This window comes from Anabaena sp. EIM26, from assembly GCF_057568715.1.
On sequence record NZ_CM172472.1, the window covers coordinates 3,839,954 to 3,862,611 of the forward strand.

The window sequence follows — 22,658 nt, forward strand, 5'->3', positions numbered from 1 at the left end:
GGTAATTGGTAATGGGTAATTGGGAAAAATTTTCCCTGCCCCCTGCCCCCTGCCTACCAATCTTCCCTGTCACCTTGTCCCCTATCCCCTAAATTATGCCAACTTACAAAGGAATTTCCAGCGAAGCCTTCAGACATCCACTGGATAGCCAAGCAGAGCAAGCCTTACGAAGCTTACCGGGATTTGATTTAATCGCTCGTAAATTTGTAGAATTTATTTATGAACGCCCTCAATTAGTTTATCTAATGGGTAACGCCATCCAAGTAGGGCCACGTCAATACTCTACTATTTACCAGATATTTCGGGAATGTGTACGGGATTTGGACATTTACCCCGAACCTGCACTGTTTATCTCACAAAACCCCCAAGCCAATAGCCACGCGCTCGGACAAGAAAATCCTTACATAGTCGTCAACACAGGCATACTAGACTTGCTCAATGAAGCCGAGATTCGGGCAGTGTTAGCCCATGAACTAGGGCATATTAAATGTGGTCATACCATTTTAATTCAAATGGCCATGTGGGCGATGAGTGCCGCTTCCGTCATTGGTGAATTAACCTTCGGTTTAGGAAATTTCGTCAGTCAAGCCTTGATTTATGCCTTTTTTGAATGGCGACGCAAAGCCGAACTAACCGCAGATCGCGCAGCCTTGTTGGTAACAGATGACCTAAATACAGTTATGTCCTCAATGATGAAAATCTCTGGAGGTAGTAACAAATATGCCAACGAATGTAGTTTGCAAGAATTTATCGCCCAGTCTGAAAAGTATCAGGCGCTAGATGATGACGGGCTAAATCAAGTATATAAATTTCTCATGTACAATGGCGCTCAAGGAACGATGTTGACCCATCCTTTCCCAGTTGAACGCCTGCATTATTTACGGTCTTGGGCAGTATCAGCAGAATATCAAGAAATCAAGCGTGGTAACTATCAACAAACACCTGCTACCGGAGCAGTAAATGTCAAAGTTGAAACCCCAAAAAATGAAGCTGAAAAACTGCGGAAACAAATTGAAGAACTGCAAAAAGAAATTGACCGAATGAAAAGATAAGGGTAAACCCTAAGATCCCCAATTTCTTGAAGAAGTTGGGGATCTGATTCTTACTCAACTTTCTGGTTCGCAATCAGGAACCCCTTCTCTAAATACTCGACTAGCTAGAATATCTACCGCTTCGATAGTAATTAAATCTTGCTTATTTAATTTCTTCCCACTGCTCAATAAACGATTAGCTTGACGCAACCGCGCTCTGTCTATAGCATTGCGAACACTACGAGCATTTGCAAAATGAGGCATAGTCTTCCGTTTAATTAAATACTCCCGGAAGGCTTGTTCTGCATCTGGACTAAAACAATAGTTTTGTGATGTCACTAGAGATTGGGCAATAGTCATTAAACTATCAACTCCATAATCGTTAAATTCAATGTGTATCCCAATGCGAGAATTCATCCCAGGATTACTGTGAAAAAATCTTTCCATGTGGTCTTTATAACCAGCGAGAATCACAACCAAATCATCACGCTGGTTTTCCATCACCTGCATGAGAATTTCAATTGCTTCTAAACCAAAATCACCTGGATGATCTGGGCGGTATAAAGTATAAGCTTCATCAACTAATAAAACACCACCCATTGCATTGTTTAAAACTTCCCTAGTTTTCGGTGCTGTTTGTCCAATACCTTGCCCAACTAAATCATCTCTCGTGACTAACATCACATTTTCTTTGCGGATATATTCTAGGCGATAGAGAATTTCTGCCATCCGCATTGCTACAGTAGTTTTACCCATGCCTGGGTTGCCTAAAAAAGTCATGTGTAAACTAGGCGCACCCGCAGTTAAACCCAGACTTTTACGAATCCTATCAACCAGCAACAAAGCTGCCATTTCCTTAATTTTGTTCTTGACAGACTTTAAACCCACCAACTCCTCGTCTAACTTATCCAGAATGTCTTGGACGTGAGATTCCCGAAAAGCTGACTCTAAATCAATCTCGCCATTTTGGGTAACTGTAGTAACTGCTGCTGTTTCCAAAATTTGTTCACTCATGACTATCACCTCTGGCAATGACCTTGATGATAGCGTTGAGTCGGGAAATATAAAAGAACATAATATTAATGTGTCTTATATATTTTTCTTTATTATCAATTCCTGAGTTTAGTCATAGAGAAAACATTATCTCCTTCACCCCACCTCCAATATAGAAACAGCCTGATCTAGTTGGCCCCCATTTTCAATTTCAGAATTTTTACTGAGTAAGAATCTTGGCTAGTGGGACTGGTGTACGTCTTGGTGGATAATTAGGTACTAAGTGGGTTAATTCCTGATCAAAGATGCGACACGTAGACCCATAATAGGAAAATTATCGCAGCTACTATCCTGCTGGTGAAAATCTACAATTAAATATTGGTTGATTATTCTCTAGCCTTGAATCTAATTTAGGTTTTTCTCAACATGATGATTAAATTGACAAAACGGTTGTTTGTGTTATTGCTTGTGGTTGCTTGTAATTTCTTATTTCCTGGGATTACTGTGGCATCAGCAAATAATTTTTTTACTTCCCCTCAAGTAATATTTACCTCATTCGGCGAAGATACGAGCGACATTATTACATTTTCTGTAGATGATTTGACTCCCCAAGAACGCCAAAAACTTCAAGCAGTACGACAACGAAGAAATAAAGAAATTCTGGCAGTTTTAGATTCTTCTCAACGGACACAACTTGCCCATGAATTACATATTGGTAGCAACCTTAATCAAGCTCTAGAAACACTAGATTTAAACTCAGAACAACAGGATTTAATCAATTCTGTTATTGAATTTACTAATTTGAAACTGAAGGGAATTTTTTCTCGTCATGCCTTACTTGATGGTCATAAATAAAGTTAGGTATTGCAAATGATAAATTGTGCCAGTTGTGGGAATTAGTGCATTCTGTGCAACTGGCAATAATAACAGCAAGATTATTTCAGGACATATTTTGGCTTATTTTGTAGGGTGCGTCAGACTTCATAAATCCTGTAAATAAACAGATATTTGATATCTGACGCACCATAAAATAGATGTTTGGTGTGACACTTTCATAAGTCCTATATTTCTAGAAATTGTTATTTAGTAACATCAGCAATTATGGTTAACCAAAAATCAACTGACCGTCAACAAAGATTAGAGAAATTTTTACAACATTTGGCTGGTAAAGTCTCGCTGAGAGCTTTTCGTCTTCATCCACGAAGCCCTAAGAAAGTTCAACCAAAACGAACTTACCTGAAGAACAAGCCTCATGTCTCAACTTTTAAGATTCTAGCCCAAAGAACACAGAAAATTAACACACCTTGAAAGGGCTAGTCCTATATTCATTTACCTGATGCTATTAAACCCTGATTTGAATCGTCCTTATTTCTATTGGCTAAACTATCAACAGTAGAAAGGAACTCATGCTCTAAATAAGGCTTAGTAAAATAAGCAGTTGCACCTAATTCTTGAGCCAACTGACGATGTTTTTCAGAACTACGAGAAGTGAGAATTACCACAGGTTTTTTAGCCCAACTGGGATTCTGACGAATATGACTTAATAATTCAAATCCATTCATCCGTGGCATTTCCAAATCAGAAATTATCACTTCAATTTCTGGATGTACTTCCAATTGTTCGAGAGCTTCTACTCCATTTTGCGCTGACAATACTTGATAGCCAAATTTTTGCAAAGTTAGAGAAATAGTTTGTCGGACACTAATTGCATCATCTATAACCAAAACTACTTTTGGTAATTTATTAGCTATTCCTATAGAAGAAGGGAGTTGAGGTTTGATAGTATTTAAGGGAGCAGAGGCAGCCAGCAGCGGTGTAGATTGAATCTCATCCTCCGACGTTAACAGGGTCTGTTGAGAAGATATAGAACTGCTTGGTAGTGTTCTCACATCAAGTGTCGCTTGCATCTGTTGAGAATCTACCAGGAGAGTTCCGTCAATTACTAAAACAAGATTGCCATTAGCTAAACTACTACAACCATAGATGTATTTTGGTGGAGCAATGGCACTTCCCAAAGGTCTGATTACTAATTCTTGTTCACCAATAATTTGGTCAACTTCTAAACCCAAAATTCCTTGATTATGTCTGAGCAAAAGCACAGGGGTTTTCATGGTTTCTGTATCAGCATGACTGGGTATTTTATTTAAATAAGTACCGCCAATAAATGAACCATTGTAATACATCAAATTTGCAAGTTTTAAGAGGTTGACTAGAAGTTCATCCTCACCCGAATGCCAATGTAGAATTTGTTTGCCTTCAAATTCTTTGATTTGTTGTTCAGCGGGAATTAATATTTTTTCGATACTATCTAGCAATAAGGCATAAACAACACCCCCCGCTTGGACTAGCATTAGTTTATCTGTAGTCATAGAAAAAGGTATTTTGAGTATGAATGTTGTTCCTTGAGAAGGAGATGATTGGACTGAAACCAAACCATTAAGAGCTTGTAACTGAGTACGAACAATATCTAAACCCATCCCACGACCAGAAATTTCACTTACCTTACCAGCAGTAGAAAATCCAGGTGAAAACATGAATTCTATCAATTCCGATTCAGTCAGATTATGAATATAACCTTGACCATGATGATCATCTGGGATCAGATTTAGTGCGATCGCTCTTTCTCTAATTTTTGCTAAATTTATACCCTGACCATCATCTCTAATTTCGATAATAGTTTGGCTTCCTTGATGATAAGCACATATTTCTATTAAACCTGTTTCGTCTTTACCAAGTTCACGGCGAATTTCTGGAGTTTCAATACCATGATCAAAAGCATTACGCACTAATTGTAATAACGGATCATAGAGTTTTTCAGCAATGGCTTTATCTATAAGAACTTGTGTACCAATGAGTTTTAATTCTACAAGTTTTGCATAAACATTTCCTAGCTTCTGCACCATTTGAGGAAAGCGATTTAAAATCGTTCCCAAAGGCAACATTCTGGCCTCTACCAGGTTATCTATAATACTTAGAGTTAAATTATATTTTTTATCACTAATTTGAGCAGATTGTTTCATTAATAAGTCCAGAGACTCAGATGTTTCTTGCAATTGTAGTGTGTCTTCTAATGCTTCATGTAATGTCAAATTAAATTCTGTATATATATCCATTTCCAAAGCATCAAACTGCACAGCAGAAACTTTTTGCATAGTTTCGATAGAAGCAGAAGCATTATTTCCCTGTAGGGACAAATCACGCAATTGATTTAAAATTGCTTGATGTTGGCTCAGTTTTTGAGTTAATCTGTCAATTAGTTCTATAATTTGGTCATCATATAAAGTGCGTCGTTTTTGGTAAATCAGCAATTCTCCTGCCAAATAATTGAGATGTTGCAATCCATCTACATTTACACGTACAAAAGAAGGTTGTCGAGAATTATTATTTTTCCCAGGTAGGGATTGATCGGCTATTTCTTTATTGTTGATTACAGGGTCATCAGGAATAACTTCTAGGATGGATTCAGAAATATTTGTAAATGCCTGATCACTGACAACTGATGAAGTCACACTGCCTAAATAATGGTCATTGTTAATATCTGCTACAGTATGGGTTGTGATGTTTTGCTCTACTGTTTCCGAATCAAAAATAGTTTCTCCTCCCCAGATTTCCTCTAATAGATTCGAGTCATTAGAAACAGCTACAGGGGTAGATATTTCTTTGATAACTAGTAATTCTTGGAGTTTAGGAATGTCAAGCCATTTTTTCTCTTGTTCGGTGACAGGAGGGTAATTTTTATATTCTTTTCCTAATTTACGGATTTGCTTTCTGAGTGTATTGATAACTGAGATAGCATCATCATCTTTGTTAACTAAATATTGAAATTGGGCAATAGCTAGAAGAATAATTAAAATCACACCTTGACGATAAACACGAAGATTCGGCTGATCTCGTTTATCGACAATAAAATCTAGAAATTCATTGAGCCAAGTTTCTATATAATGTTCTGAATTTTCTTGACTATCTGAGAAAATTAATAACTTTAAACTTAGTGCTGTTTCTGGTATTTCTCTATAGTGATTAAACCACCCAAAAATATAGCGAATCGCTTTTAAATAAAATTTAGCATTTGCTGGTCTTAAAGGCTCGTTATTTTTGTCGCCAGATGTAATCAAAAACTGGTAAAATTTGGTAGTGATGTTGAAAAATACGGTAGCAAAACTTTGGTTGGCATGGGTGATAGATGATTCAAGTTTGGGAACTATAGCTAATGAACTACTAGTAATAGTAGGTGCGGTAGGTGAATTATTTTCTGTTACTTTTATGAGTGTTTGTAAAGCTAGAGAAGGTGAACCTCCGGAAGTGCGATCGCCTGCTAAAACTGCTTTTTGTGACTTTTGTAAATCAGCTAAAGCAATTTCGGCAATTTGGCGTGCTTTGTGGGGATTAGCTGCCAAAGCAGACATAATTGTGCAAGCTAGTTCTTTTAAACCAGGTAAATTCAACGATTCTGCTAAACCGAGAAATACATCCAGTTGGGAGTGTAAAACCTCTACTAATTCTTCATTACTGGGTGAATCAAGTAGAGCTTCAGCTATACTTTCTAAGCGTTGTTTTACTCCTACTTCAAAGATGGACTGGACAATATCAAATCCTAATTCTTCAGAAGTAGGAATATGAGATTCAGCCCCAAAAGCATCACCTAATGTTGTTTGTAGTTGTGCAAATACTGTACTTGCTCTCTGAAGCAGTTCTTCGCTATTAATATTACTGGCTGTCAGTTCTGTGGTGACGGCTAACTCCAGACATTCATAAGCTGCTAATAGCAGTGTTTGCAGTTCGGAATTTATAATTACATCTGGACTATATAGAGCCTTAAATATATCTTCTAGAGAATGGGCTATGGTTTTGATAGTATCTAATCCAACAGTAGCTGCTCCACCCTTAATGGTGTGAGTTGCTCGCATTAAATTATGAACTTTAGCAATACTGTAACTTTCTAAGAGAGTAAATAAATCCTGTTCAATTGTTTGCAATAGTTCTGGAGTCTCGGCTAAAAAATAAGCATAGCCTTGTTGACGAATTTCATTATCTGTAATCATAATTTTTTGTTTGATATTTTGGGTTTTGGATGATGTTAATTCATACTAGTCTTGAATTTTATATTTTATTATGCTTCAAATTTCTGATTCCCACAGATGGATAAAATCAGTAGGGCAGGTGATTAGCCTGCCAATACTAGGTAAATACAGCGGGTTTCGCTGTCAGGAGGTATATACCTAGCGGGCAAGATGCCCGCACCACAAGAGTTTCATTATTTAAGTTTGTATCTCATTTAAATGAAGTCTTCTGTATTACCCGTTTTCATGCACATTTAGGAGTGCGAATGGGGATTATTTGACTTTGAATTTACTAGCGGTTGTTAATAAATCTTGTGCCATTCCTGATAAATTTTGGAATACAGTAGCTATTTCTTGAGATTCACCAAAGGTCTTATTAGCAATTGAGGCTACATCATTCATTGATGTTGTGACTGTTACTGATTGGCTCATTTGTTTTTGAGTTGCTTCAGTAATACGCTCAATTAGTTGACTAATTTCAGCGGTGGCTAAAACGATCGCGTTCAAGTTTTGGCGGGTTTCACTCACCAGGTTTGTACCTTCAACGACTTGCTGAATACCCATTTCCATTGCTACTGCAACTTCGCCAGTTTCAGTTTGAATCTCTTGGACTAGTTTTTCAATTTCGATAGTAGCTGCTGCTGACTGGCGTGATAAAGAGCGGACTTCATCGGCTACCACTGCAAAGCCTTTGCCATATTCTCCTGCACGAGTCGCTTCAATGGCGGCATTGAGTGCGAGTACGTTTGTTTGTGTGGCAAAGTTGCTGATTAAGTTCACCACTTTAGAGATTTTTTGTGATGATTCACTTAGGCGTTTAATCTTTTTGCTGGTTTGAGCAACAGTTTCCCGAATGGCTTGAATGGCGTTTACTGTTTGATTCATGGCAATATCACCAGAATCTACAGTTTTGTTGGCTTGTTGTAAGGCTACTTGTACTAATTGAGCGTTTGTTACTACTGCTTGGGTAGAATCTACCATCTGTTGAATATCGCTTAGGGCTTGGGTGATTTCATCAGATTGTTCTTTTGCTAAATCAGTCAATCCTACTAGTGAAGAATTGCTATTGATAGAGGTTTGGGCGACTTGTTGAGATGCGGTTTGTACTTGAATGACGATTTGTTGTAATGCTTGCAGAGTGCCATTATAGGCATCGGCAATTGTGCCTAATTCATCTTCTGTAATGGGGGCGCGGACGGTTAAATCACCAGTAAGCGCAGGCCCAATGGCTCTGAGTAGTTGAATAGAACGTTGTTGCAGTAGTTCTTTAGCTGCTTTTTCTCTTTGGGCTGCTTCTGCTAGTTTGGATGATTGAGCTTGTACTTGTTGTAAGTATTCTGTTTGTTGTAATGCTAGTCCTAGTTGGTCGCTGATACGTGATAACAAGTTAATTTCTGATTCTTCCCACTCACGAGTTCCTGAGTTTTGATAAGCTGCGAGTAAGCCCCAGAGTTTTTCTCCAAATAGGATGGGAGCAATGATGTAAGCTCTGGCTTCATATTTTTCGATGATCTCTATGTAGCATGGATCAAGGGTGGCTGTATGAATGTCGTTGACTATCAGGGTGTCACCTTTTTTATAGCGCCCGCCTTCGTTATTTTGTAAGCAAGGGTCGTTGAGGATGGTTTTGATACCGGGTCCGACTAGTTTTACCCAACCACTAACTACAGATTCGGCGACAAATTCGCCACCCCAATCAGATGTGAATTGATAGACGGCTGCGCGATCGCATTTTAGGAGTAGACGAACTTCTTGGGTGGTGGTTTTGAATATTTCTTCTACATCTAAAGATTGACGGATGCGGTTGACTATTTTGCTGATGGCTTTTTCTTGTTCAGCTATTTGAGCGAGTTTTTCAGATTTGGATTGTACTTGTTCTATATAGTCTATTTGCGATTTTGCGAGGCTGATTTGCAAGCCTATCTGCTCTAAAAAGTTGACTTCCCTAGATTGCCATTGACGAGTTCCTGAGTTTTGATAAGCTGCCAGTAATCCCCAGAGTTTTTCTCCATAGAAGATGGGGACTATTATGTAAGCTCTGGCTTCAACTTGCTCTAAAACCTCTAGGTGACATTGAGCATGACCGGCTTGATAGATGTCATTGACGACGTAGCTTTCACCCTTGGCATATCTACCACCTTGGGTTTCTTGCAAGTGGCTATCTTCCCAGACCATTTTAAAGTCGGGAGTGGCAACTTTCATCCATCCAGCACCTACGGATTCGGCGACAAATTGTCCACTCCAATCAGGATGGAAGCGATAAACAGCGACGCGATCGCATCTTAGTGATTGACGGACTTCCTGTGTAGCGGTTTTGAGGATGTCTTCTAAATCTAAAGATTGACGGATACGGTTGACTATTTTGTTAACTGTTTTCTCTTGTTCAGCTAGTTGACTGATTTCTTGAGATTGCAACTGTACTTGTTCTATGTAATCTAACTGTGATTTGGCTAGACTAAATTGCGAGCCGATTTGTTGTAAAAAGCTGACTTCTGAATCTTTCCATTCACGAGGCCCAGTATTTTGATAAGCTGCCAACAAACCCCAGAGTTGATCACCAAAGAAGATCGGCACAATGACGTAAGATTTGGCTTCAAATTGTTCTAGGATGGCGATGTGGCAAGGGGCTAGACCTATGGCATAGGTGTCGTTAACCACAAAGGTTTCGCCTTTGGCATATCTACCACCCTTGGTGTCTTGTAAATAGGTATCATCTAAGACGGTTTTGATATTTGGCCCAACTAGTTTTGTCCAACCAGTCCCTACAGATTCTGATACAAATTCTCCACCCCAATCCGGGTTAAATTTATAAACACCGACGCGATCGCATCTCAGAGCCTGACGGACTTCGTGAGTAGTGGTTCTGAAGATATCTTCTACATCTAAAGATTGACGAATACGGTTGACTATTTTGTTGATAGTTTTTTCTTGTTCGGCTATCTGCGCTAATTCTTCAGTTTTTGACCGGACTGTTGCTAGATAGTCTATTTGGGATTTTGCTAAGTTAAACTGCAAGGCAATTTGAGTCAAAAAGTTGACTTCTGAGCTTTGCCATTGCCGCGCTTCGGTATTTTGATAAGCTGCCAACAATCCCCATAATTTTTCCCCAAAGAAGATGGGAACGTTGATATAAGCTTTGGCTTCAAATTGCTCTAACAGTTCTAGGTAGCAAGGGGTAATATTTTCTTGATAGATATCATTTACCCATATGCTCTCACCTTTTCCAAACCTAGCTCCCTTGGTTTCTTGTAAAAAGGTGTCTTCTACCAAAGTATTGATATCCGCACCAACCAGTTTTACCCATCCAGATCCGACTGATTCTGCAACGAAATTACCACTCCAGTCTGGATTAAAATGATAGATAGCAATGCGATCGCATTTGAGAGCCTGACGAGCCTCTTGGGCGGTGGTTTTGAAGATTTCTTCTAAATCTGAAGATTGACGAATACGATTAACTATCTTCGTTAGGGCTTTTTCCTGTTTAGCAATCTGCGCTAATTGTTCAGATTGTTTGCGGACTTGTTCTAAATATTCTCCTTGGGAGATAGCAACACCAAATTGCAAACCAATCTGAGTTAAAAAGCTAACTTCCCAGTCTTGCCATTCCCGCGCCCCGGTATTTTGATAGGCTGCTAGTAAACCCCACAATTTTTCCCCTGAGAAAATGGGAGCAATAATATAGGCTTTGGCTTCAAACTGTTCTAATATCTCAATGTGGCACTGAGCTAAACCGATTGTGTAGGTATCATTAACGACAAATGTTTCGCCTTTGGCATAACGACCACCTTTGGTTTCTTGGAGGTGGGTATCTTCCCAGACCATTTTGAAGTCAGGAGTAACGACTTTTGTCCAGTTATTACCTACAGCTTCGGAGACAAATTGGCCACTCCAGTCTGGATTAAAGCGATAAACACCGACGCGATCGCATTTTAGTAATTGACGGACTTCTTGAGTAGTAGTTTGAAAGATTTTATCTACATCAGGCTGCTGTAAAATTTTAGTGATGACTTTCGCTGCTGATTGCTTGGCTAAGGTAGACTGCTGTAGTTCTTTTTGTAATTTAAAGCTCTGTAATCTGTATGTAATTTCTGTAGTTATTTGTGCCAGTAAAGTAGTTTCTGTTTCTTGCCACTGCCTTTCTGATCCACAACTGTGAACTACCAATAAGCCCCATACTTTGCTATCAACAAAAACAGGCAAGCTTAAACTCGCTTTGACTTGAAATTTATCAAGTAGTTGCTTTTGATAAGGAGTAACTTGAATTTGATTAATATCGTCAATGACGACGGCTTCTATATAGTCTTGATTGGTATATAAGCCAAACAAAATAGCTGGCAGATTTTCACCTAAAGATGGAGTCCAACCACTAGTTCTAGATTCTGCTGATACAGTTCCAGAATCAGAGTTAGTAAATTTATAAATCAAGGCGCGATCGCCACCAATTTTATCCCTAACTTCTGCTACAGTTACTTTTAATAAAGTATCCATATCTGCGACTTGGCGCATCTGGGTCGTTATGTATTGGAATCGTTGCCGCCAGGTTTTAAATTCCTGAGTAATAGCATTAGCTGTAGACGTATCATTATGGCTAACATTTACGACTGTATTACCATTTTGTTTGTCTAATTTTGCTGGTTCAGCAAAGATATTGCCTCTGTCTTCGTTACTTTGATATAAAGTTGTCATTTGTTTACCTTCAATCCTATTTTTTTAGTTAGTAATAGCTGGAACTTTAGAGTCAAAAAAAAATGTTAAATCATTAAGATGCAAATTACTTGTTTAATTACTATCTAGGGCTTGCTGAACGCGAAGAGCGTGCCGTTAGGCATATAAACCAAAAACCTAGATATATCAACAGTTACAGGCTGAAAAAGTTGAAGAAGGTGCAAGAAATAAGCGATGAAATCATCAAAAACCGTTCATTTACCCAGATTTGAGAATATTCTGATCTCCTTTTAATTCTTCCTCCTGACTCCTGACTTCTAGCCTTAACGGAAAGACTTTTTTAGCAAGCCCTAATTACAAGAAGATTGTTTAGTTGTGACTCCCCCACATAGGTGATTGGATAATTGCTAAAGCGTCTAAATTGAAAATCATTTCTTCTGAATCATTTGTGAAGTATCCATGCAAAAAAGGTGACATGGCTGGGTAAAATAAATCAGGAGATGAGAATTTCATTTTCTGGGTATCTAGGGATTCAATATCTGTCAATTGGCGCACTAATAATCCCAAGTATTTCCCCTCATGTTCTAACACAATTGCCATCATTTTTGAAAGTGTATTTGAACTTTGTAAAAGAGGTGGATAACCTAACATTTCTTCTAGATCAACCAACCAAAGCATTTCGCCACGCCAGCTATAAATACCCAATACACAATTGGGCATTTGTGGAACCCCACATATTTCTGTCAATGAAATTCTTAATACTTCTGTAATATGCTGCAATGAAATTACTGCTTGATCTCTGACTCCCAAATTAAAACTTAAATATTTTTGTTTAGTATCTAACATTCATTAATTTTCCTTTATTATCAGCTATTTTTTTAGTCACTACTCAGTCATTAAAACTAATTGATAAATAGTGACTACTATAACAAGGCAGGGGGAAATTAAAGCTTGTTTAATCAGCTTTTGCAGGGGATAATTTTTTTGTCGTAATTTGATTTATTTTTTGATTAGATTTTTCAAAGTATTTTCTAGTTCTTCCCTATCTACTGGTTTTGATAAGTAAGCTTTAGCACCTAACATATTACCCCAAATTTTATCGACTTCACTATTTTTAGTAGAACAAAAAACCACGGGTATCTGGCTAGTATTGGGATTGTTTTGTAGTTCTCTACAAATTTCATAGCCACTTTTACCAGGTAAAATTACATCCAGTAATATGACATCAGGCTTATTAGCATCTATTTTTATTTGTGCTTCTTCGCTACTGGTGGCAGACATTACAGAATAGCCGGCTTGTTGCAAGTAGCGGCTGATGATTTCCATATCAGTCAGTCCATCTTCAACAACTAAAACAGTACTCATAGCAATTACCTTTTAAATTAATTCCAACCTGACAGTTAAGGCTTAGATGTGCAATCAGACAGAATAAATATAATACAAGAAATAAACTACTCTGGATTGTTATTCTATCTTCAAGTATTGTATAGATATTTTCATCCGTTAATCTACGTATTCAACATAAATTAACATATATAACTGCCAATTTAATGTTCTTTTTAAAACATCTGAAAAGTTCTAGCTGAGAAAAAATCAAGTTAATACAAATGTTTTATGATCAATAGTTTTATGACAGCTTCATCGTGAGTAACGAAATAAATTCCCCTAGCCAGAAACTTCTAGGTGAGAGGCATTTCTCACCGTTGAGATAGTCTGTACAGGTAAATATTTACGTATTACAGCTATAACTCGATCAGCTACTATCGGTTTAGAGATAAAATCTGTCGAGCCAACTACCTTAGCACGAACCCGATCTAAGAGACCATCGTTACCAGTTAAGATAATTATCGGTGTATTAGCAAAGGCAGGAATACGTCGTAATTGAGTACAGATTTCATACCCACTAGCTACAGGCATAACCAAATCCAAGAAAATTAAATCTGGTTTCTCTTGAATCAGAATCGGTAAAGCTTGCACAGCTTCTTGAACTTTGGTAAACCTCATGCCACTGCTGGTGATAATATCCCCTAACATTTTACACACCAGAGGGCTATCATCCACACAGGCTATGAGTGGTGAATTTCTCCGTTCAATTTTTCTTGGCTGCCTGGGGGTAGGTTGATCAGCATCACTGACTTGCAAAGGTAAGTCAGGTATTTCGACTAACTCAATAATACCTTTGAGGATGTAAGGAAGTAAGGAACGAGAAACAGGCATGACATCCTGTTTCATTTTTAGTGCCAGTTCCCGCAAAGTGTATTTGCCATTAATTAAACTGACAAAGTTTTTATATACAGATGGACTCACCATTTGCTGGAGTTGTTCTGCTTTCCTCAAGATTGGTGATGAATTAGGAGAAATATTTGCTAAACCGACTTTTGACCAAATTGCCCAGGAGTCTTGCATATGCTTGATTGACATATCTGCACTGGTAAAACTCATTGGCATTTCTAAGACTACTTCTTGGTTTAGATCACAACTCACAGAAGCAAAGTCTACTTCCTGTGCTAGATCAAAAAATAGTTCTGCAATTGTGCTTTCGACAATCGCTTGAATTTGTTCTCGTTGGATTTTTTGCCTTTTGTGTAAAATATTTAAGAGGTTGTAGTCCCAGTAATCAATAGCAATATCCTCAGTTCGGCAACGGATTTTATCTACGTCAATATCAGGGCAATATTGAGCCATGTGTCTCCGCCAACGTCGAAAGGGATGAGCGCCACCTGTAGCCCATACAATTCGTCCGAGACGATAATAAAAAGTCCATTGTCGCCCTTTGGAACTTTTAATATTTAACTTGCCATTATATTGAAATTGAGTACAGGTTTTAAACTCATTGAGTAAGTTATGAGATTCTATGAGTTCTGAGTCGGTCATACTTTGTTCCTGATAATCAATAAGTTAGCCTCTATCAAATCTATACTAAGTGTACTGTAGAATGTAATGCTTTCCAACTTAACCAAGTTAGTTATTTGCAATTAATTTCCTGGTAATTAATTTCCATTTCTATCAAATTTATACTAAGCAGAGTCTAATGGGTGTTATTTTGGAAATTGACAAAAATATCTGACAATATAAATAGCACTCATTGATTTACTCTTAATATTGCTATGTAGCTTTTGTTAAGCGTGATTGTGAGCATCATTATTAAATATGAGTTGATAGAAGATTTGTTAAAATTTACCTTCTTTTGAGATTTTTTGAATGTTGTATGGTTTAGCTACACAGTAATGTTTAAAACTTAAACATATTAACCACTGAAGCTCCATTTTACTGGTTATTTACCTGTAAATTAACCGTACAAATGCTGATTTTAAATTTTCCTAAATCTTAATGTTTGGTATTTTTGCAGAAAATTTACAAATAATTCATATGATCTTACCAGGTTTGCTGGCAAGCATAGCAAATTTGTGACATAAATTGTTGAATAAAAAATGAGTTAGATGATGTTAGTAAGATCTCCTTTTTTCTATTCTTGATTTCACAAGTATTCTGAACCGATAGGGTAGCCGTATAACTCCTTACGTCGTCACGCAAGCTATAACCAGTCTGCGTAGCATCTCCTGAATTCTGACCTAAAACGAGAACCACTTAAGGAAAAATTAACTCTCTGTTACATAGTTGATTTCGCACCTCTTCGTCATGAAAAATACCAATTAAGGCTGAACCCCTAGCTTGACATTCTTGGAGAAGTTCTACGACTATTTGGCGATTTTTAGCATCTAGGGCTGAGGTTGGTTCATCTAGTAGCAAAATTGGATAGTGAACGGTTAAGGTACGGGCAATGTTAACTCTCTGTTTTTCTCCTCCTGAAAAGGTGGTGGGGGAGAGATGCCATAATCTTTCTGGTAGGTTGAGACGATGAAATAGGTTCTTTACTTTTTCAGCAGCGGTTGCTGCGGGTTCTCCTAGTTCTAACAGTGGTTCTGCGGCAACTTCTAAGGCTGGTACTCTAGGAATGACTCGTAAAAATTGGCTGACATAACCGATAGTTTGCTGACGCACTATTAGCAACTCATGGGGTGGAAGTTGACATAAATCCAGCCAATTTTCTTGATGTTTTACCCATATTGAACCGCTATTAGCACGATAGTTGCCATATAAACAACGCATAAATGTAGATTTACCTGCGCCTGATTCTCCTGATAAGGCTACACATTCTCCTGCATTTACATTTAGGGATACTGCTTTTAAAACAGGTATATTCACACCTCCTTGTTGATGTAAAGTAAAGCTTTTTTGCAAGTTTTCAACTTTGAGGAGGGTATTTGTAGAAATATTAGTTGGTGTTGTCGTTAATGAACTCATGGTGTTAAAGCAGCACTCACCAATAATTGGGTATAGGGATGTTGAGGATCATCAAGTACTTGGTCTGTTAAACCTGATTCCACTACTTGTCCTTGTTGCATGACGAGGAGACGGTGTGCTAAAAGCCTGACAACACCGATATCATGGGTGACTAAAATAACGCTGAGGTGAAAATTCCGCACTAGCGATCGCAATAAGTCTAACAATTTTGCTTGCACTGATACATCTAATCCTCCCGTTGGTTCATCCATTAATATCAATTGGGGTTTTGTAACTAAGACACGGGCAAGTTGTAAACGTTGCTGCATACCTCCTGAAAATGTCACTGGTAGGTCATCCATTCGCTGAGGATCGATTTCTACCTGTTGTAGCCAATGGGTAGCTTCTTGGCGAATATGACTGTAGTTGCGGATACCAACATCTAGGAGACGTTCACCGATATTTGCCCCAGCACTCACCTTCATGCGTAAACCATCACGGGGATTTTGTTGGACAAAGCCCCATTCGGTTCGCATTAACCGACGGCGTTTAGGTTCAGGGATTTGGGCAATATCTAAGTTTTCGCCACTGCGAGTTGAGTAAATGACATTACCAGAGTCAATAGATAGATTATGGGCGATCGCTTGCAGTAAAGTGGACTTACCCGAACCCGATTCTCCCACAATACCAAGAACTTGACCGGGATAGAGATCAAAGGAGATGCGATCGCACGCTTTGATATTACCGTAAGATTTGCTTAGTTGCTGAACTTTCAAAATAGGTTTCATCAGTTGTTAATTACAGGAGTTAGGAGTCAGGAGTTTAGGAGTATGGCTATAGCTTGAATAAAGAAGAAACGAACCGCGAAGACGCGAAGAACACGAAGGAAGAAGGAAGAAGGAAGAATTATTTACCCGTCAATTAATTATTGACAGACGACTAGACACCAAGCCAGTTTTACTCCTGACTTCTGATTCCTGACTCCTGAATTCTGCTGTATCCCTTCTGTTGTCGATGATTGCAGTAATCTGTATCTGAACAAATCCACATTCTTCCACCTTGGTCATCAATTACAACTTCATCTAAGAAGCTTTCTTGAGAACCGCAAAATTCACAAGTTTTATCCCATTTCTCCACACTGAAAGGATGATCTTCAAAATCCAGACTTTTCACTTTTGTATAAGGTGGAATGGCATAAATTCGCTTTTCTCTTCCCGCACCAAATAATTGCAATGCCGGACTCATGTTCAATTTGGGATTATCAAAACGGGGAATGGGACTAGGACTCATCAAATAGTGATCATGTACCATCACTGGATAATCGTAAGCTGTAGCTATATATCCATGTTTAGTAATATCCTCATACAACTTGACATACATACCTCCATATTCCTGATAAGCGTGCATTTTGCTAGTTTCAATTGCTGATGATTCTAACCAGCGTAAAGGTTCAGGAATAGGAACTTGGTAAACCATAATTTGTCCATCTTGCAATGGAGTTTCAGGAATGCGGTGACGAGTTTGAATTAGTGTGGCTTCTGCCGTTTTATCTGTAGTCTTCACATCACAAACTTTTTTGAAAAACCGCTGAATATTCACAGCATTGGTTGTGTCATCCGCACCTTGATCAATTACTTTTAAAACGTCATTTTGACCAATTATAGAAGAGGTGACTTGGATTCCCCCTGTACCCCAACCATAAGACATAGGCATTTCCCTAGAAGAAAAGGGAATTTGATGACCAGGAATAGCCACTGCTTTTAATAAAGCACGACGAATTGAGCGCTTAGTTTGCTCATCTAAATAAGCAAAATTAAAGCCAGTATTTGAATTTTGGGAATTAGGTAACAGAGGATTTGTCATTTTTTGATTTTACATAATGGTGTCATGGTAGTGGTAATTCATGAATTGCCACTACTGATATTTAGCAACTTCTTTACCACCTATATAAACAGAAGAAATTGCCGAATGTAGAGGATTATGAGGAGATATCAATAAAAAGTCAGCATCTAAACCAGGAGAAATTTGACCTTTATGATTACCAATTCCCGCTGCTGCTGCTGGATGACTAGAAACCAATTTCCAAGCTTCCTCAAAAGACATTAAACCTAATTCTTGTAATTTAAAAGGAGCGTGAAATAAAGAAGGGTAATGATAGTCTGAACAAAGGCAATCTAAAACCCCATATTTAGCGGCTTCAGCTACACTCATGTAGCCGACATGGGAACCACCACGCACTAAATTAGGCGCACCCATGAGGACTGCTGCACCGTAATCACGGGATTTTTCAGCTAAAGGGATACTGGCAGGAAATTCGGCAATTGCAATTTGACGGCGTTGACTTAATGCTACTTTTTGTTCACAATCATCATCATGGGAAGCTACGGGAATTTTGCGACTATGGGCAATTGCAATTAATTCTTCTACTTGTTCATATCCTTGATGTCTGTGTTTTTCTGTTTGAGTTAGTAATTCGGTTATTTCTGATTCAGAAAGGGCTACTCTTTGCCGTAAACCTTTGAGAAGTCGTTTTAATTTTGCTTCATCTCCTGCGGGTGGTAGATGGTCATTAATGGATATGAGATTTATCTTTCCAGATTCTAGCCAATTACACAATTCATCATGATTTTTAGTGTTAGCTTCTTCATGTCGAATATGAATTTTAGTATTACAACTTAAAACCTGTTTTCCGATTCCTAAAATAAAATCAATTAAGGAACGTGCAGAATCTCGACTTCTTAAACCTGGTTCATAGGAATCTGTAATTGAACAGAAAAAGGTGGTAATTCCCGATGCGATTAGGTTACGATCATTATCAGCAATTGCAATTGGTAATGGAAAGTTAACTCCTGGACGGGGGCAAATCATTCTTTCAAAAGCATCACCGTGTAAATCAATAATTCCCGGCAACATTTGCAGCCCTTTGGCATTGATTATAGGAAATTCAGGAGGAGTAATTGCCTGATCTATTTTGATAAATTTTCCATTTTCAATTAATACTGTTGCATCTGGAATCCAACCGTTTGGAGTGAGGATATCGACTGCTTGAATGGCTAGTTTTGTTGTTGATAGCACTGATTTACCTCGTTTTTTGAGAATATGGATTTTTGCACGCAGACACGCTGAGACGCTGAGAGGATGAGTTGTTATTCTTTTGATTGGGTTCTCATTTTTCTAACTAGGTTTAATTCGGCTTGAAAGTCGATGTAGTGGGGGAGTTTGAGGTGTTGGACAAATCCTTGTGCTTCTACGTTGTCGGAGTGATAAAGGACAAATTCGATATTTTGAGCGGGATTTTCTACGGTTTCACCTAATTCTTTAGCACGCATTGCCCTATCTACGAGTGACATGGACATGGCTTTGCGTTCGTTGTAGCCAAAGGTGAGTCCATATCCACGGGTAAATTGAGCAGGTATTTCTTTGTTACCTTTAAATTGATTGATCATTTGGACTTCGGTTATAGTGATGTCAGCGATCGCAATTTCAAATCCTAATTCTTCTGGAAATATCACTACTTCTACTTCTCCCATGCGAATTTCTCCCGCAAAAGGATGGTTTCTGCCATAACCTCGTTGGGTAGAATATGCTAAGGATAATAAAAATCCTTCATCTGCACGGGCTAAATTTTGCAGTCTTGCATCTCTTTCGGCAGGAAAAGTTAAAGGTTGACGTGTTAAATCAAATGGTTCTGTTCCTGCTGTTTCTGCAACTTCTGACTGCATCAAACCTTCTTGATCTAATGTGTCAATTACACGAGGTATTGGTTCGGTAATTGCTTCTGCTTTTGGTGTTGTCGGGGTTTCTCCTTCAGCCATTAATTTAAAGTCTAAAAGACGATGGATATAGTCAAAAGTCGCACCTAAATTTTGTCCTCCTGGGACATCTTTAAAAATTGCAGAGATTCGCCTCTGAATTTGCATTTTACTAGTATCTATTGGTTCGCTATAGTAAAAGCGTGGTAATGTGGCTCGATAGGCTCTAACTAAGAAAATTGCTTCGACTAAATCACCCCAAGATTGTTTGACGGCTAGGGCTGCTAATTCCCGGTCATATAAGCTACCCTCACACATAACTCTATCTACTGCTAGGGTTAATTGTTGTTCAATTTGTTCTATAGTTAATTCGGGAATTGTCGGATCACCCCGGCGTTTACTTTGAAGTAAAGCTTCGGCATTTTCAATGGCTTTTTCTCCACCTTTAACTGCAACATAAGGCATAATTTTTTATCTCCATAAAACACATTTAAAACTCTAATTATCTGTTCAAATCTTAATTTTCATAAATTTATAAATTTTCTATATTTCTAGAACTGATACCAATTTTATGTGAAGTTGCACATAATTCTAAAATCCATTGATTTATCCGCGTCTATCTGCGTACATCCGCGTTCAATTATTCTATGCAGCTTCATATTAAATTGGTATTACGCAAGAACTCTATAAAACCCTTCTTCCTTCGCGGTTTGTTATCTTCATGATTTTACGGTACGTGGCAGACCAATTACAGAATTTTCTGCAAATAAAAAGGCATCTAATCCTAAAGGAAAAGCTTGATAATTTTTTGCCCAAAAATCCCAAAAATGTAGGGGGATTTGGGGAGTAATGATTTGTTGTTCTAAAATACCTGGGGCTGTCAATACTACTGTTTCTCCTCCTGCTAAACCTTCTATTTGGATTAATAATGTTGTCGAATTTTCTGGTTTTTCTGGTGTACCACAATTAAAATTCGATAATTCTGTAAACTTATCCATATTTTGAATTACTGCAAAGTCTGCCTCTTCTGGTTGTGTGGTAAAACGGCAACCTGTATGAAATAATAACCAAGCTTTTACTTGAGGTTCAAAACTAGGCTGAAGCCATACTTGCACATCCAAATCAAATAATGTTAAACAAGCTGCTGCACAACCAGAATTTAATCCTCTAGGAGTAGTTAAATTAGCCGTGATTAAATATGGTGTTCCTGGTCTAGCATGGGCATCTAGTAACGCCCTAAATGTCTTCTGTGAATCATGAATAGGATCTTGAAAACCTCGTAAATGTGTGATTTGATTCATCTATCCTTCCCCTCTCATCATGGTGAAGAAGTCAACTTTTGTGGCAGATGTTTGACGCTGTTTGAGTTCTTGTTGATGTTGAATTTCTGTTTGTAGGGGTTGAATTACTTGAGTGTGAATATGTGCATACCAATCGGGGCATTGTAATAAGGCATCACAGAGGGCTGCTAATTCAGCATGACGGCGCGATCGCCCTCCAACATAACCAAACCCACTCACAGCATCATTTCCGTGGCTTTCTAGCTGCACTACACAGCGAGTAATGGTCATTTCTCCGAGATTAAATGCCTCTCCTGTCCCTCCTGCACGTCCCCGCACCATCGCTAAACCAATTTCAGGCGATCGTAAAAAGCTATAGTTTGGTAATGTTCCTAATTGGTTGACAAGTTTTTCTAGACTTTCTAAGTTCGCTTTAGCTAATGTTGCCATCCATTCCTGTCTTTGCGTTACGGTTGTCATAAATAAATTTTCAATAATTCATTCCTAAACCAACCAATTTCTTACCCTAGCTGATAGTACATCAATAATGCTGGTAGCTGAAACCAAAATAATGAGAATTGCACAAATTTTTTGGTACTCAAAAGATCCAAAACTCTGATACAAAGCAATTCCAATCCCACCAGCACCAACAATACCTAAAACCGAAGCTGCACGAACATTGGCTTCAAATCTATAAAGTGCGAAGGAAGTCCATAAAGGCATAACTTGGGGAATTACACCAAATATAACTTCTTGAATTTTGTTAGCACCTGTGGCTTTAATGCCATCTACTTGACCTGGTTCAATCGCTTCTACAGTTTCAGAAAATAGTTTACCTAAAATACCTAAAGTGTTAATAAATAAAGCTAAAACTCCAGCAAAAGGGCCTAATCCAACGGCAACAACGAAAATAAGTGCAAAGACAATTTCATTGATTGCCCGCATCGCATCTAATAAACGTCGTGTTGGTTGAACAATCCAAACTGGACACATATTTTCTGATGCTAATATGGACAAAGGAACAGCTGCAATTGTTGCCATTAATGTTCCCCAAATTCCCATTGATATTGTAATCAAAGTCTCTGATAGATAATATTTCCAATCACTAAAATCTGGTGGAAAGTAGGCACGGATATATTCTGTCATATTTCTACCACTTCCAGATAAAGCAGTCAAATTAATTTCGCTCTGAATATAGGAAAAAATTAAAGCAACAACAATAATGATTGTGAAAAATACTCTACTTGTAGTTACTAGTTTTTTCTCTTGGTTTAGCATCTCCATTACCATAGGAGATGTGGTAAAACTTTGATGATTGTCGTGAATGTTTCTTATTTCTGCCATTGTTAATCAGGACTAAAGCTGCTTGTCACATTCAATGCTTATTAATAGAGTGTAATACCAGTTTTATGTGAGGCTGCACAAAATGAGAACATCAATTTAATTATCCATCTTTATCTGCGTCTATTTGCGGTTAATTATTCTTGATATCTTAATTCTATGCAACTTCATATCAATTTGGTATCACAATCAACATATTTTCGATATTGACAGGGTGCTGCAAATATCTTAGTTGTCTTGTCTAATTTATGC

At 38.1% G+C, this 22,658-nt stretch carries 17 protein-coding genes; 3 read left to right on the forward strand and 14 right to left on the reverse strand.

Annotated features, from left to right (window positions below):
• The first annotated feature begins 95 nt into the window (after window positions 1-95).
• Window positions 96-1,052 carry a M48 family metalloprotease gene (locus AC012T_RS16675; protein ID WP_015214593.1) on the forward strand — a complete coding sequence of 319 codons (957 nt, stop codon included), beginning with the start codon at window positions 96-98 and terminating at the stop codon, window positions 1,050-1,052.
• A 54-nt stretch (window positions 1,053-1,106) separates the two neighbouring features.
• Here the strand turns inward: AC012T_RS16675 and AC012T_RS16680 are convergent, their stop codons facing one another.
• Window positions 1,107-2,045: an AAA family ATPase gene (locus AC012T_RS16680; protein ID WP_487059888.1), complete on the reverse strand. Its 939-nt coding sequence runs from the start codon at window positions 2,043-2,045 to the stop codon at window positions 1,107-1,109.
• A 405-nt stretch (window positions 2,046-2,450) separates the two neighbouring features.
• On the opposite strand from AC012T_RS16680, the gene AC012T_RS16685 reads away from it, so the two are divergent.
• Both AC012T_RS16685 and AC012T_RS16690 read left to right on the forward strand, forming a co-directional pair.
• Window positions 2,451-2,879: a hypothetical protein gene (locus tag AC012T_RS16685; protein WP_487059889.1), complete on the forward strand. Its 429-nt coding sequence runs from the start codon at window positions 2,451-2,453 to the stop codon at window positions 2,877-2,879.
• A gap of 246 nt (window positions 2,880-3,125) precedes the next feature.
• Window positions 3,126-3,332, forward strand: coding sequence for a hypothetical protein (locus tag AC012T_RS16690; RefSeq protein ID WP_487059890.1), 207 nt, complete (start codon window positions 3,126-3,128; stop codon window positions 3,330-3,332).
• Window positions 3,333-3,349: 17 nt separating this feature from the next.
• On the opposite strand, the gene AC012T_RS16695 is transcribed toward AC012T_RS16690, so the two are convergent.
• From AC012T_RS16695 to phnE, 13 genes are all read right to left on the reverse strand, one after another.
• On the reverse strand, window positions 3,350-7,066 hold the full coding sequence (locus tag AC012T_RS16695) for a hybrid sensor histidine kinase/response regulator (RefSeq protein ID WP_487059891.1): 3,717 nt from the start codon (window positions 7,064-7,066) through the stop codon (window positions 3,350-3,352).
• Window positions 7,067-7,357: 291 nt separating this feature from the next.
• Window positions 7,358-11,770, reverse strand: a complete 4,413-nt coding sequence (locus AC012T_RS16700; RefSeq protein WP_487059892.1) for a GAF domain-containing protein — start codon at window positions 11,768-11,770, stop codon at window positions 7,358-7,360.
• Between the two features lie 348 nt (window positions 11,771-12,118).
• Complete coding sequence (locus tag AC012T_RS16705; protein WP_487059893.1) at window positions 12,119-12,595, reverse strand: chemotaxis protein CheW; 477 nt, start codon at window positions 12,593-12,595, stop codon at window positions 12,119-12,121.
• A gap of 153 nt (window positions 12,596-12,748) precedes the next feature.
• Complete coding sequence (locus tag AC012T_RS16710; protein WP_015215208.1) at window positions 12,749-13,114, reverse strand: response regulator transcription factor; 366 nt, start codon at window positions 13,112-13,114, stop codon at window positions 12,749-12,751.
• 300 nt (window positions 13,115-13,414) lie between these two features.
• Window positions 13,415-14,623, reverse strand: coding sequence for a response regulator (locus AC012T_RS16715; RefSeq protein WP_487059894.1), 1,209 nt, complete (start codon window positions 14,621-14,623; stop codon window positions 13,415-13,417).
• Between the two features lie 714 nt (window positions 14,624-15,337).
• On the reverse strand, window positions 15,338-16,054 hold the full coding sequence (gene phnL, locus AC012T_RS16720; RefSeq protein WP_487059895.1) for a phosphonate C-P lyase system protein PhnL: 717 nt from the start codon (window positions 16,052-16,054) through the stop codon (window positions 15,338-15,340).
• Window positions 16,051-16,821: a phosphonate C-P lyase system protein PhnK gene (gene phnK, locus AC012T_RS16725; RefSeq protein WP_487059896.1), complete on the reverse strand. Its 771-nt coding sequence runs from the start codon at window positions 16,819-16,821 to the stop codon at window positions 16,051-16,053. Before phnK ends, phnL begins: the two co-directional genes overlap by 4 nt.
• Window positions 16,822-16,990: 169 nt before the next feature.
• The gene (locus tag AC012T_RS16730) at window positions 16,991-17,896 is read right to left on the reverse strand and encodes an alpha-D-ribose 1-methylphosphonate 5-phosphate C-P-lyase PhnJ (RefSeq protein ID WP_487059897.1); all 906 of its coding nucleotides are present in this window, start codon (window positions 17,894-17,896) and stop codon (window positions 16,991-16,993) included.
• A 51-nt stretch (window positions 17,897-17,947) separates the two neighbouring features.
• Window positions 17,948-19,108 carry an alpha-D-ribose 1-methylphosphonate 5-triphosphate diphosphatase gene (locus AC012T_RS16735; RefSeq protein ID WP_487059898.1) on the reverse strand — a complete coding sequence of 387 codons (1,161 nt, stop codon included), beginning with the start codon at window positions 19,106-19,108 and terminating at the stop codon, window positions 17,948-17,950.
• 71 nt (window positions 19,109-19,179) lie between these two features.
• A complete protein-coding gene (locus AC012T_RS16740) occupies window positions 19,180-20,250 on the reverse strand; it encodes a carbon-phosphorus lyase complex subunit (RefSeq protein ID WP_487059899.1) in 1,071 nt (356 codons plus the stop codon).
• Between the two features lie 254 nt (window positions 20,251-20,504).
• The gene (phnH, locus tag AC012T_RS16745; RefSeq protein ID WP_487059900.1) at window positions 20,505-21,086 is read right to left on the reverse strand and encodes a phosphonate C-P lyase system protein PhnH; all 582 of its coding nucleotides are present in this window, start codon (window positions 21,084-21,086) and stop codon (window positions 20,505-20,507) included.
• Window positions 21,087-21,545: a phosphonate C-P lyase system protein PhnG gene (gene phnG / locus AC012T_RS16750; protein ID WP_487059901.1), complete on the reverse strand. Its 459-nt coding sequence runs from the start codon at window positions 21,543-21,545 to the stop codon at window positions 21,087-21,089. It abuts the gene before it with no gap.
• A 24-nt stretch (window positions 21,546-21,569) separates the two neighbouring features.
• A complete protein-coding gene (phnE, locus tag AC012T_RS16755) occupies window positions 21,570-22,409 on the reverse strand; it encodes a phosphonate ABC transporter, permease protein PhnE (protein WP_487059902.1) in 840 nt (279 codons plus the stop codon).
• Between the last annotated feature and the right edge of the window lie 249 nt (window positions 22,410-22,658).